The following is a 15,239-nucleotide window of genomic DNA, read 5'->3' on the forward strand; positions in this document are numbered from 1 at the left end:
TCCGCGAGGTTCCCCGGGGGCGCGGGTACGGGGTTCACCGCACGGCCCGTGGGCCGGTCAGCCGCCGTAGACGTGCGGGGCGAGCGTGCCGACGAACGGCAGGTTGCGGTACTTCTCCGCGTAGTCCAGGCCGTAGCCGACCACGAACTCGTTCGGGATGTCGAAGCCGACCCAGCGGACGTCGATGGCGACCTTCGCGGCGTCGGGCTTGCGCAGCAGCGTGACGACCTCCAAGGAGGCCGGCTCGCGGGAGCCCAGGTTCGACAGCAGCCACGACAGCGTCAGGCCGGAGTCGATGATGTCCTCGACGATCAGGACGTGCTTGCCCTTGATGTCGGTGTCCAGGTCCTTGAGGATCCGCACGACGCCGGAAGACTGGGTCCCGGCGCCGTAGGAGGACACCGCCATCCAGTCCATGGTGAGGGGGGTGGACAAGGCGCGCGCCAGGTCCGCCATCACCATCACGGCGCCCTTGAGCACACCGACGATGAGCAGGTCCTTGCCCGCGTACTCCGCGTCGATCTTCGCGGCCAGCTCGGCCAGCTTCGCGTCGATCTCTTCCTTGGTGATGAGCACCGACTGGAGGTCGTCGCCCATGTCCTTCTCGTCCACCCGCATCACTTTCGTCGTCGGCCGGGACTCCGGAGGTGGGTGCCCCCGGAGGACTCAGCCGCGTTTCAGCACCAATCAGCCCTGCCGGATGACAAGTCTGCCACCCTGCCGCTGGGCCTCGACCCGGCCGGGCAGGTTGATGGCGCCCTGACCGCGCCATCCGGTGATGAGTCGGTCGACTTCCTCGATGTGACGGGCGAAGAGCGAACCGGCGGGAGACCCGGCGGCGACCACGGCCCGGCGCAGGACCCGGCGGCGGACGGCCGGGGGCAGGGCGTACAGCTTCGCGCACTCCAGGCGGCCGTCCTCGTCGCGTACGCGGGTCTCCGCGTCGGCGGCCCAGGCGTCCAGGGCGTCGGCGTCGTCGCGGGACAGCTGGGCGGTACGGGCGAGCGCCTCGACGACGCCCTTGCCGAGCGCCTTCTCCAGGGCGGGCAGTCCCTCGTGGCGCAGCCGGGAGCGCGTGTAGGCGGGGTCGGCGTTGTGCGGGTCGTCCCAGACGGGGAGCGACTGGACCATGCAGGCCTTGCGGGCGGTCTGCCGGTCGATGTGGAGGAACGGGCGCCGGTAGCGGTGGCTGCGGCCGGTGCCGCCGGACACTTCCGCCATGCCGGACAGCGAGCGGATGCCGGAGCCGCGGGCGAGGCCCAGCAGGACGGTTTCGGCTTGATCGTCACGCGTGTGGCCGAGCAGCACGGCGACGGCCCCGAGCCGGTCCGCGGCCTCGTCCAGGGCGGCGTAGCGGGCGTCACGGGCGGCGGCCTCGGGCCCGCCGTCGCGGCCGACGCGCACGGCGACGGACTCCACCGGGTCCAGGCGGAGCGCGGTCATGCGGGAGACGACCTCGGCGGCGCGCAGGTCGGAGCCGACCTGGAGGCCGTGGTCGACGGTGACCCCGCCGGCCCGTACACCGAGCTTGGGGGCCTCGAAGGAGAGGGCGGAGGCGAGCGCCATCGAGTCGGCGCCGCCCGAGCAGGCGACGAGGACGAGCGGCGCTGCGCCGTCCCGGTCGGTCGGGTCGTTCAGGTCGGTCAGGATGTCGTGGAGTACGCGGCGGACCGCCAGGCGTATCGCCGCGACCGCAGGATGGGGACCCATGTCCGGTGCCCTTCGTGGAGTTCTGATGCCTCGGAGGCGTGGAGGTGGTGCGCAGGGATGTCCTCGGTCCGCCCGGTATCGGTGGCAGCTCCCCGCGGGGAACCGCCCGTCATGCCGGCCGATCACTCCGGTTGTCACTCAGAGTGCGTCGATGGTGACAGAACCGAGCCGTTCCCTGAGCATCGCACGCCCTTCCACGGCTTACGGTCCCTCGGAAGGGTGATGCTGCTTCCCCCAACGAGACAACTTCACACCTGTCCGACGGGGGAACGCGCCCCGCGCCGCGCGCGCGTTCACGCCCCTGCGCTCCCGTCGCGCCCCTCGCTCCCCTTGCGGTGGACGCGGGCCACCCAGTCCGCGGGCTTGGCGATCTCCGCCTTGGTGGGCAGGGTGTTCGGGGAGGTCCAGACGCGGTTGAAGCCCTCCATCCCGACCTGGCCGACGACGGCGCGGACGAACCGCTCGCCGTCCCGGTACTGGCGCATTTTCGCGTCGAGGCCCAGCACCTTGCGCAGCGCGGCGTCGAGGCGGCCCGCGCCGCTGGCCCGGCGCTGCTGGAACTTCTCCCGGATCTCGGCCACCGAGGGCACCACCTCCGGGCCCACGCCGTCCATCACGAAGTCGGCGTGGCCCTCCAGCAGCGACATCACGGCGGTGAGCCGGGCCAGCACCTCCCGCTGCTCGGGGGTCTGCACCAGGTCGACCAGCGACCGGCCCTCGTCGCCCTGCTCGGAGTCGGGCCGCGCCCCGGCGAAGGACTGGGCGGCCTCGCGCAGGCGTTCCAGCACGGTCATCGGGTCCATCTCGGTGGCTCCGAGGAACGTCTGGATTTCGCCCTCCAGGTGGGCGCGCAGCCACGGGACGGCCGTGAACTGCGTACGGTGCGTCTCCTCGTGCAGGCAGACCCACAGCCGGAAGTCGTGCGGGTCGACCGCCAGCTCCCGCTCGACGTGCACGATGTTCGGGGCGACGAGCAGCAGCCGACCGCCGCCCCGGGCCGAGCCGGGCAGGTCGAGCGTCGCGGGCGCGAAGGTCTCGTACTGGCCGAGCACCCGGGAGGCCAGGAAGCTCAGCAGCATGCCCAGCTCGACGCCCGTGACCTTGCCGCCGACCGCGCCGAAGACGGTGCCGCCGGGGGAGTTGCCGCGGCGCTCGCGCATCTTGCCGAGCAGCGGGGCCAGCAGCTCACGGAAGCCGGCCACGTTGGCCCTGACCCAGCCGGCCCGGTCGACGACCAGGACGGGGGTGTCGTGGACGGTGGTCCCCTCGGGCAGCGCGCCCATCATCCCGGTGAAGTCGCGCACGTGCCGTTCCGACGTCCTGGCGTGCCCGCGCAGCTCCGCCACCACGGCCCGGGCCTCGTCCCTGCTGACCTCCGGGCCGGGCCGGACCAGCCGCGTCGCGGTCGCCACCGCGAGGTTCCAGTCGACCATCTCCGCACCACCGATGCTCGTCATGCGTCAACCGTACGTGGACCAGGCCGTCCGCGGGATCCCCCCGGCCCCGGCCGGCCCGGGCACGGGAGGTGGCCGGCTCAGGCTAGGAGGTGGCCGCCACCGCGGCCGCCAGCCTGTCCAGGCCGCGCTCCGCGGTCGGGCCGTCGGGGCCGTTCGCGCTCAGGAACGCGAAGGCCACCAGCCGCCCCGAGGGGGCCACGACGGTCCCGGCCAGGGCGTTCACGCCGTACAGGGTGCCCGTCTTGGCCCTGACCAGTCCGGCGGCCGGGGAGCCGCCGGAGTTGCGGGTGCGCAGGGTGCCGGTGAACCCGGCGACCGGGAGGCCGGTCAGGACCGGTCGCAGCTCGGGCCGCTTGGGGTCGCCGGCCCGGACGAGGAGGCCGGTGAGCAGGCCGCTGCTGACCCTGTCGGCACGGTTGAGGCCGCTGCCGTCGGCGAAGCGCGCGCCGGCGGTGTCGACGCCGAGGGAGGCGAGCCTCGCGGTCACCGCCTTCTCGGCGCCCTCGAAGCTCGCGGGCTGGCCGGAGGCGATGGCCGTCTGGCGGGCCAGGGCCTCGGCGATGTCGTTGTCGCTGTTGGTCAGCATCCGCTCGACGAGGCCGCCGAGCGGGGTGGACAAGGTGGTGGCCAGCGGCTGGGCGCCCGCGGGCGCCTTGGCTCTCGCGGGGTCGGCGGTGACCTTGATGCCGCGTTCCTTCAGCAGGGCGGCGAAGGCGCGTGCGGCGTCCTCGGCGGGCTGCCTGCTGCGCTCCACGGCGCCCGAGGGCGTCTCGCCGGGCCTGCCCTCGTCGGCCATGAGGGCGGTGACGGGGGCGAGGTTGTCGTTCTCGCCGATCGGGTGGCGCACCGGGCCGCTGTAGAGGGAGTCGTCGTAGCCCAGGGTCACGGAGTCGGTGCCGGCGGCCTTGAGCGCCTGGGCGGTGTCCGCGGCGAGCGCGACGAGGCTGCCGCCGGACCCCGCGGGGGCCTTCTTCATCGCGGTGAGCGAGGGGTCACCGCCGCCGACCAGGACGACCTGTCCGGGCTCCGCCCCGGGGACCACCGTGGTGCGGATCCGGTACTCGGGCCCCAGGGCGGCCAGGGCGGCCGAAGCGGTGGCGATCTTGACGGTGGAGGCGGGCGTCATGGCTTCGCGCGACCCGGACTCGTACAGCACCTCGCCGGTCGCCGCGTCCACGACGGAGGCGCTACGGGCGCTGCCCAGGGCGGGATCGGCCAGCAGGGGCTCCAGCGCGGCCGCCAAGGCGGCGGAATCGGGCGCCGCGGCCTTGCGGAGGGCGCCGGGGCCGATCGCGGTGAGCACCCCGGGCGCGCTCGGCGCGGCCTGCGGAAGCGACCCCGCCGCGTGATCTGCGCCACCCGTGGGGCTCCAGGAGGCGGCTGTGTCCCGCTCGGCCTTACGCTGGCCGGAGTCCCACGGACCCGCGGCGGTAACCGTCACGGCCGACAGGGCAAGGCCGGCGACGGCCGACCCCGCGATGAGCTGCCACGTCTTGACCGGAGGCACCTCGGACCAGCCCCTTTCGCGATCACACATATGCGTGAGGGACACTTAACCATTGCGTCTTGCCGCGAGCATGGCACCCCACCCGGTTGGGGGCACCTCCCAGCGGTAGCTGGGGGAGGCTGAGCCGAACGGGCGCGCAGTTGAATAAATGCAGTCTCGAAGCATGAAGCTGATCATGGAGGAGCAGGACGTGGAGTTCGACGTCACCATCGAGATCCCCAAGGGTTCGCGGAACAAGTACGAGGTGGACCACGAGACCGGCCGGATCCGTCTGGACCGTCGCCTGTTCACCTCCACCAGCTACCCGGCCGACTACGGCTTCGTCGAGAACACCCTGGGTGAGGACGGCGACCCGCTGGACGCCCTGGTCATCCTGGACGAGCCGACCTTCCCGGGCTGCCTGATCAAGTGCCGCGCGATCGGCATGTTCCGCATGACGGACGAGGCGGGCGGCGACGACAAGCTGCTGTGCGTGCCGGCCTCCGACCCGCGCGTGGAGCACCTGCGCGACATCCACCACGTCTCCGAGTTCGACCGCCTGGAGATCCAGCACTTCTTCGAGGTCTACAAGGACCTGGAGCCGGGCAAGTCGGTCGAGGGCGCCAACTGGGTGGGCCGCGCCGAGGCCGAGGCCGAGATCGAGGCCTCGTACAAGCGCCTCGAGGCCCAGGGCGGCCACCACTGAGCCTCGTGCTCGGACGTGGGTGAGCGGGACGTCCCGCCGCCCCTGTGACACCGAGGGCGGTACCCCCTTCAAGGGGGGTGCCGCCCGTTGTCGTTTCCACGTTCGGGGCCGGTCCGGCCCCCAGCCGGCCCCCCGGGGGTTCCGCTTTCGCCGGGGAGGCAACGATTCCGCATACTGGTACCGCTGGTGATCGTTGACTGGAGGACGCGTGGCGGAGGCCGACGGGGCAGAGGACAAGAAGCCCACGTCCGACGAGGCGCACAGCGCCTTCGCCCGGCCGGCCGGGACGGCCCCCGACGCGCCGGAGGAGGACCAGCCGACCTCGGAGTTCGCCGTCCCCGACGGCATGGCCGCACAGTCCGCCGAGCCCGAGGGTTCCGCTTTCGCGCCCCCGGCCACCTACAGCGCCCAGCACTCCCCGCCCGCGTACACCCCCGGCCAGGGCTTCCCCGTGGCGGGCATGACGCAGTCCCCGTGGCAGGACCGCATGCGCACCATGCTGCGCATGCCGGTCGACGTCCGGCCCGTCCCCGAGCAGGTGCAGAAGCAGAGCGAGGCCGGGCCCGCCGTGGGTCGCGTACTCGACCTCACGCTACGCATCGGCGAGCTGCTCCTCGCGGGCGGCGAGGGGGCCGAGGACGTCGAGGCCGCCATGTTCGCCGTGGCCCGCAGCTACGGGCTGGACCGCTGCGAGCCCACGGTCACCTTCACCCTGCTGTCGATCACCCACCAGCCCTCCCTGGTGGACGACCCGGTCTCGGCGAGCCGGACCGTACGCCGCCGGGGCACCGACTACACCCGGCTCGCGGCCGTCTACCGGCTGGTGGACGACATCAGCGCCCACGAGATCGACGTCTCGTTGGAGGAGGCCTACCGGCGCCTCGCGGAGATCCGGCGCAACCGGCACCCGTACCCCGGCTGGGTGCTCACGGCCGCCGCCGGGCTGCTCGCCGGGGCCGCCTCCACCCTGGTCGGCGGTGGGGCGTTCGTCTTCCTCGCCGCCGCCATCGGCGCGGTCCTCGGCGACCGGCTGGCCTGGCTCTGCGCCGGGCGCGGGCTGCCGGAGTTCTACCAGTTCGTGGTGGCCGCGATGCCTCCCGCCGCGATCGGCGTGGCGCTCAAGCTGGCCGACATAGACGTGCGCGCCTCCGCGGTGATCACCGGTGGGCTGTTCGCGCTGCTGCCCGGGCGGGCCCTGGTCGCGGCCGTGCAGGACGGCCTGACCGGCTTCTACATCACCGCCTCCGCCCGGCTGCTGGAGGTCATGTACCTCTTCATCGGCATCATCATGGGCGTGCTGGTGGTGCTGTACGTCGGGCTCCAGCTGCACGCGAAGCCCAATCCGGACGAGGTGCTGCTGATCACGGAGCGGCCGCTGATCCAGATCGCGGCTTCGATGGTGCTGGTGTTCACCTTCGCGATCCTGCTCCAGCAGGAACGTTCCACCGTGGGGATCGTGACCTTGAACGGCGGAGTCGCCTGGGTGACGTTCGGCGCCCTGCACTACGCGGGCGGCATCCCCCCGGTGCCGTCGACGGCCATCGCGGCCGGACTGGTCGGCCTCTTCGGACAGCTCTTCTCCCGCTACCGCTTCGCCTCCGCACTGCCCTACACGACGGCGGCGATCGGCCCGCTGCTGCCGGGCTCGGCGACGTACTACGGGCTGCTGCTGATCGCCGAGAACCGGCTGAGCGAAGGCCTCGCCTCGCTCGTGAACGCCGCCGCCATCGCCCTGGCCATCGCGATCGGCGTGAACCTGGGGTCCGAGACCTCGCGGCTGTTCATGCGCATCCCGGGAGCCGCGAGCGCGGCCACCCGCAGGGCGGCGAAGCGCACCCGCGGCTTCTGACGCCCCCGCCGCACGCGACGGCGCCCCGGAGGCCGTACCCTCCGGGGCGCCGTCGCGCGTGCGCGGTGTCAGCGCTTGGCGTGGCGGCCGCGGCCGGAGGCCTGGGGCTCGGCCGTGCGCTGGCGGCCCACCGCGGCGGGGGCCTCGGCGGGGGCGGCCTTGCGCTGCTTGCGCGCCTTGAGCACCTCGAAGACCACCGGGATCACCGAGATGAGGACGATGCCGATGAAGATCGTCTCGATGTTGTTCTTGATGATCTCGAACTGGCCCAGGTTGTAACCGAGCACGGTCACGCCCGCGCCCCAGCCGATACCGCCGATGACGTTGAACACCAGGAAGGTGCGGTACTTCATCGCGCCCGCGCCCGCGACCATCGGGGCGAACGTACGGATGATCGGCACGAAACGGGCGAGCACGATGGCCTTGGGGCCGTGCTTGTCCATGAACTCGTGCGCCGAGTCGAGGTTCTCCTGCTTGAACAGCCTGGAGTCGGGCCGGCTGAACAGCTTGGGGCCGAAGAACTTGCCGATCAGGTAACCCACCTGGTCACCGAGGACCGCGGCCGCCACGATCAACGTGCAGACCAGCCACAACGGCTTGTCGATGTCACCGCTCGCGGTGAACAGGCCCGCCGTGAACAGCAGGGAGTCGCCGGGCAGGAACGCGAAGAGACCCGATTCCGCGAAGACGATGGCCAGGGTGCCGATCAGGCCGAACTGCCCGATCAGGTACTCCGGGGACAGCCACTCAGGGCCGAGCGCAAGCGTGTACACGAGTTCCGGGCTCTCCTGGATCGGGGGACGTCCGCTGCGCGGCGCGCGGCACGGGTGGTTTCCACCACGGGTGGTTTCAATTATGAACGCACACCGCCCCCACCGGGTTCCAGGGACCGGGAGGGGCGGTACGGGAGACAGCGCGCGGTTCGCGTCACACGGCGCGGACCGCGTTGGCCAGGATCGCGTCCCGCAGGTGCTCCGCGAGCCCGGGCCTCATGGAGTCGTAGAACGCCTTGAAACGCTCGTCCGTGACGTACATCTCGCCCAGGCAGGTGTGCATCTCGTACGCGCAGTCGTAGAACCACGTCGAGATGTGCTGCCGGTGCTCCTCGGCCATGGCCATGGCCCGTTCGCCGTCGGGTGCCTCTGCGGCTTCCATCAGGGCCGCGTAGCGGGCACCCCAGTCGGCGGCCTCGGCCTGCATCCGCTTCCAGTCGTCCTTCGTGTACGAGGCCGCCCGGCGCTGTGACTCCCGGTAGGTCTCGGTGGCGCCCCAGCGCTGCTCGGCCTCCTGCGCGTACTGCTCCGGGTCCTTGTCCCCGAAGACCTCGAACCTCTCCTCGGGCGTGAGGTTGATTCCCATTTGGTGCGCCTCCATGGCGTGCTCAACGGCCTTGGCCATCCGCTGGAGCCGGTCGATCCGGTCGGACAGGAGGGCGTGCTGCCGGCGCAGGTGCTCCCTCGGGTCCGATTCCGGGTCGTCCAGCAGGACCGCGACCTCTTCGAGCGGGAAGCCGAGCTCCCGGTAGAACAGGATCCGCTGCAGCCGGTCGAGGTCGGCGTCGTCGTACCGCCGGTGTCCCGCCCGGCTGCGCCCGCTCGGGCTGAGCAGGCCGATCTCGTCGTAGTGGTGCAGCGTGCGCACCGTCACCCCGGCGAAACCGGCGACCTGGCCCACGGAGTAGCCCATTGCTTCCGCTCCTCTGGTTGGGTACGCCCTTCACTGTGGGCCCTCACGCGGCGTGAGGTGCAAGTCCCGCCCGGGCGGACCGCTACTCGGGCCTGGATGCCAGCGCCACCAGCTCGAAGGCCGTCTTGCCGTCCAGGGACTCGCGCACGATGTCGGCGTGACCGGCGTGCCGGGCGAACTCCTCGATCAGGTGCAGCAGCAGCCAGCGCATCGACACCTTGCCGTCCTTCGGGAACCAGGGCGCGTCGGGCAGCGGGAACGTCTCGTTCAGGCTGTCCAGGCCCGCGACGAACGCGGCCGTCTGCGCCGCCACGTCGTCCCAGAAGGCGAGCACCTCCCCGACCGTCTCCTCGCCGACGAGCCGGAAGGAGTCACCCCAGGTCTCCTCGGTGCGCTGCCGCTCGTTCGGCTGCTGCTGCGCCATCCGCAGCCAGTTGAGCTCACACTCCGCGCAGTGCTTGAGCAGCCCCGACAGGGACAGCTCGCTCGCGCTCGGGCGGCTCGCCGCCTGCTCCTCACTGAGGCCGAGCACCGCACGGCGGATGCCGCCGCGCTGGGCCTCCACGAAGGACAGGAGCGCGCCGCGCTCGTCGCCGTGGGCTTCCGCGGGAACGTGAGTGACCATGCTGACCGACCGCCTCGTGTTGCTGGTGCTCTCTTGCTGACGAGAACCACGCTACGCAGGCTTGCGGTCAGGTCCGGTCCTCAATCGCGTCGTCGCCGCGCGCCGGTCACGGCGCGTCCGGGCGGATCACCGGGAGGGCGGTGCGGGGCTGCGGGAGGAGCGCCTTGGAGAGGTCCTGCTTGCCCGCGTCGTCGAGCCCGTACATGGCCTCGTAGATGTTGCGGACGGCCGGCCCCGAGGCGCCGGAGCCGGTGCCGCCCTGCGAGATCGTCATCACGATCGAATAGTCCGCGGTGTACGAGGCGAACCACGAGGTGGTCTGCTTGCCCTGGACCTCGGCGGTGCCGGTCTTGGCGTGCATCGGGATCTGCTTCTGCGGCCAGCCGCCGAAGCGCCAGGCGGCGCTGCCGTTCGTGACGACGGAGGCGAGGGCCCCGTCGATGTCGTCGCGGGTCTCGGCGTCCATCGGCAGCCGGCCCTGCTCCTTCGGCGCGATCTCCTTGACCGAGGACCCGTCGGCGCTGACGACCGCTTTGCCGATGCTGGGCTGGTGGAGCATGCCGCCGTTGGCGATGGCCGCGTAGACGGAGGCCATCTGCACCGGCGTGACGAGGGTGTCGCCCTGGCCGATGGAGTAGTTGATCGCGTCGCCCTCGCGGAGCTGGTTGCCCTGGCGGCAGTTCTCGTAGGCGATCTTCTCCGCGAAACTGCCGTCCTTCTTGCCGTCGCGGCACCAGGCGGCCTTGTTCGCCTCGAAGAAGTCCTTCTTCCACTGCCGGTCGGGGACCCGGCCCGGGACCTCGTTCGGCAGGTCGATGCCGGTGGGCTTGCCCAGGCCGAACTCGTGGGCCGTCTTGAAGAACCAGTCGGCCGGGTCCTTCTTCGGCTTGATGCCGCCGTCGTTCTTCCACTCCTGGTCCGCGATGCCGTAGTAGACGGTGTCGCAGGACACTTCCAGGGCCTTGCCGATGGTGATGTCGCCGTAGCCCTGCGACTCGAAGTTGGTGAAGGTCTGGTTCCCGACCCGGTACGAGCTGGGGCAGCCGTAGCGGCCGTTGAAGGGGTACCCGGCGTTCACCGCGGCCGTCGAGGAGACCACCTTGAAGATCGAGCCGGGTGCGGCCTGGCCCTGGATCGCCCGGTTCAGCAGCGGGTAGTTGGAGTCCTTGTCGGTGAGGGCCTTGTAGTCCTTGGCCGAGATGCCGCCGACCCAGGCGTTGGGGTCGTAGGTCGGGTTGGAGGCCATCGCGACGATCCGGCCGGTCTTGGCCTCCATGACCACGACGGCGCCGGAGTCGGCCTCGTAGTTGCGGTGGGTGTTCTTGTCGTACGTCTTGCGGGCCTCGACCATGGCGTTGTTCAGCTCGCGCTCGGCGACCGCCTGCACGCGCGCGTCGATCGAGGTGACGATGTTCGCCCCGGGCTGCGGCTTCACGCTCACGCCCTCGCCGATGACCCGGCCGAGGTTGTCCACCTCGTAGCGGGTGATGCCGGCCTTGCCGCGCAGCTCCTTGTCGTACGTGCGCTCCAGGCCGGAGCGGCCGACCTGGTCGGAGCGCAGGTAGGGGGAGTCGGTGTTCTTGGCCTTCTTGATCTCCTCGTCGGTGACCGGCGAGAGGTAGCCGAGCACCTGGGAGGTGTTGGCCTGGTCGGGGGCGGCGTAGCGGCGCTGGGCGGTGGGCTCGGCGGTGATGCCGGGGAACTGCTCCGCGTGCTCGCGTATCTCCAGGACCTGGTCGGTGGTCGCCTCGTCGGTGACGGGGATCGGCTGGTACGGCGATCCGTTCCAGCAGGGCTTGGGGGTCTTGGCGTCGCAGAGCCGGACGCTGTTGACCACGTCCTCGGGCGGGAGGCCGAGGACGCCCGCGAGGCGGGTCAGGACGCCCTTGCCGCGGTCCTTCATCTTCGACAGGTCGGTGCGGCTCGCGGAGACCACCATGCGGGTCTCGTTGTCGGCCAGCGGAACTCCGCGGTCGTCGAGGATGGAGCCGCGCACGGCGGGCTGGACCACCTGCTGGGTGTTGTTGTTCTTCGCCTCGTCCGTGTACTCCTGGCCGTTGCGTATCTGGAGGTACCAGAGACGGCCGCCGAGGGTGAGCAGCAGCGAGAAGACCACCACCTGGATGATCACCAGTCGGTTCTGGACCCGGGGGGTCCGCCCGGTCTCCGGTATGTTGCTCAACTCGGCTCTCCCCCGGACGTTCCCGCCTGACGCTTGCCCGGCCGAGTGTAGAACGGGAAGCGGAACGGACCGCGCGCGGACCGGCCACCGGGCGGGGCGCGGGCGGGGTGCGGCCGCCGCCCGGGCCGGATGCAGGCGCCGCGCGGGCGGGGTGCGACCGACGCGCGGGCCGGGTGCAGGCGCCGCCCCGGCCGGATGCAGGCGCCCCGTGGGCGGGGTGCGGCTGTCAGAAGGGGAAGCTGGTCCGGCCGTGCTGGACCGAGATCCACTTCTGGGTGGTGAAGGCCTCCACCGTCGCCTCGCCGTTCAGCCGGCCCAGCCCCGAGGCCTTCTCGCCGCCGAAGGCCGCCAGGGGCTCGTCGCCGATGGTGGAGTCGTTGACGTGGATCATCCCGGTCTCGATCCGCTGGGCGAACCGCACCCCGCGCTCCACGTCCCGCGTGTGCACCGCGCCGCTGAGCCCGTACGGGGTGGCGTTCGTGAGCCGGACGGCCTCGTCCTCGCCGTCGAACACCACCAGCAGCGCCACCGGGCCGAATATCTCCTGGCCCAGCAGCGGGGAGTCCTCGGGGAGCCCGGCCAGCACCGTCGGTTCCACGAGGTTGCCGCGCGTAGAACCGCGCACGAGTGCCTGCGCGCCCTCCTCGACGGCCCGGTCCACGAGGGCGGTCAGGGCGTCGGCCTGGAAGGAGTTGATGAGGGGGCCGATGTGGGTGTCGGCCTCGTGCGGGTCGCCGGTCTTGAGGCTCCGCACCCGCGCCGTGAACTTCTCCGTGAACTCCTCGGCCACGGAGGCGTCCACGAGGATCCGGTTGGCGGCCATGCAGACCTGGCCCTGGTACACGAAGCGGCTGAACACGGCCGCGTCCACGGCGTAGTCGAGGTCGGCGTCGTCGAGGACGACAAGGGCGCTGTTGCCGCTGAGTTCCAGGACGGTCCGCTTGAAGTGGCGGGCTGCGACGGCGCCGACGTGCCGGCCGACGCGGTCGGAACCGGCGAAGGAGATGACCTTGGGGACGGGGTGGGTGAGGATCGCGTCGCCTATCTCGGCGATGTCGGTGACCAGGACGTTCAGCAGCCCGGCCGGGAGGCCGGCGTCCTCGAAGACCTTGGCGATGACCCCGCCGCCCACCACGGGGGCGTTCTGGTTCGGCTTGATCACGACGGCGTTGCCGAGCGCGAGCGCCGGGGCGACCGACTTCATGGTCACCAGGAACGGGAAGTTGAAGGGGCTGATGACGGCGATGACCCCGACCGGGAGACGCTGGACGCGGTTCTCCTTGCCTTCGACCGGCGAGGGCAGGATCCGTCCTTCGGGGCGGATCGCCAGCTGGATCGCCTCGCGGATGAACTCCATCGCGAGGTGGACCTCGTACTCGGCCTTGGGACGGGTCCCGCCGAGCTCGTCGATCATCGCCTCGACGATCTCCTTCTGGCGGTCCTCGGTGATCCGGAGGGCCCGCTCCAGGACGGCGCGTCTCGCGTAGGGGCTGGTGGCGGCCCACTCCCGCTGCGCGCGTTCGGCGGCGCGGTAGGCCTGGTCGACCTGCTCGACCGTGGCGGCGGTGATCGCGGCGAGCTTCTCACCGTTGTAGGGGTTGACGTCGATGATGTCCCACGAACCGGCGCCGGGCAGCCATTCGCCATCGATGTACTGGTGGGCCAGGTCGTCGAATATGGACATGCCATCCCTTACTGCGAGCGCGCACCCGTGCGCTGCACCGGAGACCGATCGGTCGTCGTCATGCACTGATCAGACGTCATAGTACGTGCGAATCAAGACAGTTGGAGGAGTCCGCGCAGGAGATCGCGGGTCCTGTCGGGATCGGGGCAGTCCGCCTGGAGCCGCTCCATCGCCCGTGCGTACTGCGCCACTTCTTCGTCTTTGTCCAGGTAGAGGGCGCTGGTGAGCTGTTCCAGATAGACGATGTCCTGGAGGTCGGACTCCGGAAAGCGCAGCAGCGTGAACGCGCCGCTCTCGCCCGCGTGGCCGCCGAAGGAGAAGGGCATCACCTGGAGCTGGACGTTGGGGCGCTGGGAGACCTCGATGAGGTGCTCCAGCTGGCCGCGCATCACGTCGCGGTCGCCGTAGGGACGGCGCAGCGCGGCTTCGTCGAGGACGGCGTGGAAGACCGGGGCGCTCTCGGAGACGAGGACCTTCTGGCGCTCCAGGCGCAGCGCGACGCGGCGGTCGATCTCGGCCGCGGAGGCGCCCGGCATGCCGCGCTTGACGACGGCCTGGGCGTAGGCCTCCGTCTGTAGCAGTCCGTGGACGAACTGGACCTCGTAGATGCGGATGAGGGAGGCGGCGCCTTCGAGGCCGATGTACGTCTGGAACCACCCGGGCAGCACGTCGCCGTAACTGTGCCACCAGCCCGCCGCGTTGGCCTCGCGGACCAGTCCCAGGAGGGACTCGCGCTCCGCGCCGTCCGTGACTCCGTAGAGCGTCAGGAGGTCTTCGACGTCCCGGGCCTTGAAGCTCACCCTTCCCAACTCCAAGCGGCTGATCTTCGATTCGGATGCGCGGATCGAGTAGCCGGCCGCCTCACGGGTGATGCCGCGGGATTCTCGGAGTCGCCTGAGCTGTGAGCCCAGGAGGATGCGGCGCACCACGGAACCGCTGGCTTCTGCGGTCACTAGTCCTGCCCTCCCCATCGCAATGGTGTGCGCGTGGTCAGCGCTGTCGTCTGCGTGCTGCGTCGCTGGGGCCCCCGAACCCCAGGGGCCGCAGTCTGCCACCAAAACGCACCTGTCCGTACTCGTTCTGTAACGGAATCCCGCGCCCCGGAAAAGAAGTCCGTAAGTATGCGTAGGAAGAAATGAGCAAGAACCATCACGGGACGGGACAGGTCCGGCGCGTGCACGTGCATCTGCCCTTGCATCCGGCTTCGGCATTCGGAACGATGGTCCCCGCGCACCTGCGTGCTCTTCGCGCCGGCGCCGGACCCACCCCGCAGTTCTTTCTGGCCGGAGACGCCGCTCCGTCCGCGAATCCCGGGAGTGCCTCGCATGGGGACGAATGGATCGACCATGCTCGAGCCGTTACGGCAGGGGCTGCCCCCGGTCGACCCCACGGCTGTCTCGGGGTCCGCTTCCTGCGCCTTGCCCGCCCGCTTCGAAGCGGTGCGCGGAGCGCGCTCGTTCACCCGCTCGACGCTGTCCCAGTGGGGCCTCGACCAGCGCTTCGACGACGTGTCCCTGGTCGTCTCGGAACTCGTCACCAACGCGCTGCGCCATGCCCTGCCCGATGACGCGCGCGGGATCGCCCCGGATCCGGACGCCCCGGTACGGCTGCACCTGATGCGGTGGAGCACCCGGCTGGTGTGCGCGGTGCGCGACCCCAGCGAGGACCGGCCGGGCGGAGAGTTCTCACCGGAGCGGACCGACGAGAACTGCGACCTGGAGTCGGGGCGCGGACTGTTCCTCGTGGACTCGTACAGCGACAGCTGGGGCTGGCACCCGCTCGCGGGACGGCTGACCGGCAAGGTCGTCTGGGCGCTGTTCCTGCTGCACGACTGAGCGGGCGGCGCGGGCGGCT

Annotated in this window: 13 protein-coding genes; 3 read left to right on the top strand and 10 right to left on the bottom strand. The window is 71.1% G+C overall.

Annotation, left to right across the window (positions count from 1 at the left end; all coding sequences use genetic code 11):
• Positions 1-57: 57 nt before the first annotated feature.
• From hpt to dacB, 4 genes are all read right to left on the bottom strand, one after another.
• Complete coding sequence (gene hpt, locus IE207_RS21870) at positions 58-618, bottom strand: hypoxanthine phosphoribosyltransferase (RefSeq protein WP_136216392.1); 561 nt, start codon at positions 616-618, stop codon at positions 58-60.
• Between the two features lie 69 nt (positions 619-687).
• Positions 688-1,710, bottom strand: a complete 1,023-nt coding sequence (gene tilS, locus IE207_RS21875) for a tRNA lysidine(34) synthetase TilS (RefSeq protein ID WP_190185971.1) — start codon at positions 1,708-1,710, stop codon at positions 688-690.
• A 293-nt stretch (positions 1,711-2,003) separates the two neighbouring features.
• Positions 2,004-3,167, bottom strand: a complete 1,164-nt coding sequence (locus tag IE207_RS21880) for an Rv3626c family coenzyme F420 biosynthesis-associated protein (protein WP_190185972.1) — start codon at positions 3,165-3,167, stop codon at positions 2,004-2,006.
• Positions 3,168-3,249: 82 nt separating this feature from the next.
• Positions 3,250-4,704 (bottom strand): D-alanyl-D-alanine carboxypeptidase/D-alanyl-D-alanine endopeptidase, encoded by a 1,455-nt coding sequence (gene dacB / locus IE207_RS21885; protein WP_190185973.1) that lies wholly within the window; start codon positions 4,702-4,704, stop codon positions 3,250-3,252.
• Between the two features lie 160 nt (positions 4,705-4,864).
• On the opposite strand from dacB, the gene IE207_RS21890 reads away from it, so the two are divergent.
• Positions 4,865-5,359, top strand: coding sequence for an inorganic diphosphatase (locus IE207_RS21890; RefSeq protein ID WP_030031597.1), 495 nt, complete (start codon positions 4,865-4,867; stop codon positions 5,357-5,359).
• Positions 5,360-5,567: 208 nt separating this feature from the next.
• Positions 5,568-7,208: a threonine/serine exporter family protein gene (locus IE207_RS21895; protein WP_190185974.1), complete on the top strand. Its 1,641-nt coding sequence runs from the start codon at positions 5,568-5,570 to the stop codon at positions 7,206-7,208.
• A 68-nt stretch (positions 7,209-7,276) separates the two neighbouring features.
• On the opposite strand, the gene IE207_RS21900 is transcribed toward IE207_RS21895, so the two are convergent.
• From IE207_RS21900 to IE207_RS21925, 6 genes are all read right to left on the bottom strand, one after another.
• On the bottom strand, positions 7,277-7,981 hold the full coding sequence (locus tag IE207_RS21900) for a DedA family protein (protein ID WP_190185975.1): 705 nt from the start codon (positions 7,979-7,981) through the stop codon (positions 7,277-7,279).
• Positions 7,982-8,135: 154 nt separating this feature from the next.
• Entirely contained in the window at positions 8,136-8,894 is a 759-nt protein-coding gene (locus IE207_RS21905; protein ID WP_190185976.1) for a MerR family transcriptional regulator, read from the bottom strand.
• A gap of 82 nt (positions 8,895-8,976) precedes the next feature.
• Complete coding sequence (locus IE207_RS21910; RefSeq protein WP_190185977.1) at positions 8,977-9,519, bottom strand: DinB family protein; 543 nt, start codon at positions 9,517-9,519, stop codon at positions 8,977-8,979.
• Between the two features lie 106 nt (positions 9,520-9,625).
• Positions 9,626-11,701 carry a penicillin-binding protein 2 gene (mrdA, locus tag IE207_RS21915; protein WP_190185978.1) on the bottom strand — a complete coding sequence of 692 codons (2,076 nt, stop codon included), beginning with the start codon at positions 11,699-11,701 and terminating at the stop codon, positions 9,626-9,628.
• A 226-nt stretch (positions 11,702-11,927) separates the two neighbouring features.
• Complete coding sequence (locus IE207_RS21920) at positions 11,928-13,385, bottom strand: aldehyde dehydrogenase family protein (protein WP_190185979.1); 1,458 nt, start codon at positions 13,383-13,385, stop codon at positions 11,928-11,930.
• A gap of 92 nt (positions 13,386-13,477) precedes the next feature.
• Complete coding sequence (locus tag IE207_RS21925; protein WP_190185980.1) at positions 13,478-14,356, bottom strand: Sco1979 family transcriptional regulator; 879 nt, start codon at positions 14,354-14,356, stop codon at positions 13,478-13,480.
• Positions 14,357-14,731: 375 nt separating this feature from the next.
• Here IE207_RS21925 and IE207_RS21930 point away from each other — a divergent pair, with 375 nt between their 5' ends.
• Positions 14,732-15,220, top strand: a complete 489-nt coding sequence (locus tag IE207_RS21930; protein ID WP_229873884.1) for an ATP-binding protein — start codon at positions 14,732-14,734, stop codon at positions 15,218-15,220.
• Positions 15,221-15,239 lie beyond the last annotated feature (19 nt).

It is taken from the genome of Streptomyces cirratus (assembly GCF_014650775.1).
GTDB classification, from domain to species: Bacteria; Actinomycetota; Actinomycetes; order Streptomycetales; family Streptomycetaceae; genus Streptomyces; species Streptomyces cirratus.

What these genes read in the sequence shown, in the direction of transcription:
- hpt (WP_136216392.1), bottom strand. Translation starts at nt 618, where the DNA reads ATGCGGGTGGACGAGAAGGACATGGGCGACGACCTCCAGTCGGTGCTC.
- IE207_RS21920 (WP_190185979.1), bottom strand. Translation starts at nt 13,385, where the DNA reads ATGTCCATATTCGACGACCTGGCCCACCAGTACATCGATGGCGAATGG.
- IE207_RS21880 (WP_190185972.1), bottom strand. Translation starts at nt 3,167, where the DNA reads ATGACGAGCATCGGTGGTGCGGAGATGGTCGACTGGAACCTCGCGGTG.
- IE207_RS21930 (WP_229873884.1), top strand. Translation starts at nt 14,732, where the DNA reads ATGCTCGAGCCGTTACGGCAGGGGCTGCCCCCGGTCGACCCCACGGCT.
- tilS (WP_190185971.1), bottom strand. Translation starts at nt 1,710, where the DNA reads ATGGGTCCCCATCCTGCGGTCGCGGCGATACGCCTGGCGGTCCGCCGC.
- IE207_RS21925 (WP_190185980.1), bottom strand. Translation starts at nt 14,356, where the DNA reads ATGGGGAGGGCAGGACTAGTGACCGCAGAAGCCAGCGGTTCCGTGGTG.
- IE207_RS21910 (WP_190185977.1), bottom strand. Translation starts at nt 9,519, where the DNA reads ATGGTCACTCACGTTCCCGCGGAAGCCCACGGCGACGAGCGCGGCGCG.
- dacB (WP_190185973.1), bottom strand. Translation starts at nt 4,704, where the DNA reads ATGTGTGATCGCGAAAGGGGCTGGTCCGAGGTGCCTCCGGTCAAGACG.
- IE207_RS21905 (WP_190185976.1), bottom strand. Translation starts at nt 8,894, where the DNA reads ATGGGCTACTCCGTGGGCCAGGTCGCCGGTTTCGCCGGGGTGACGGTG.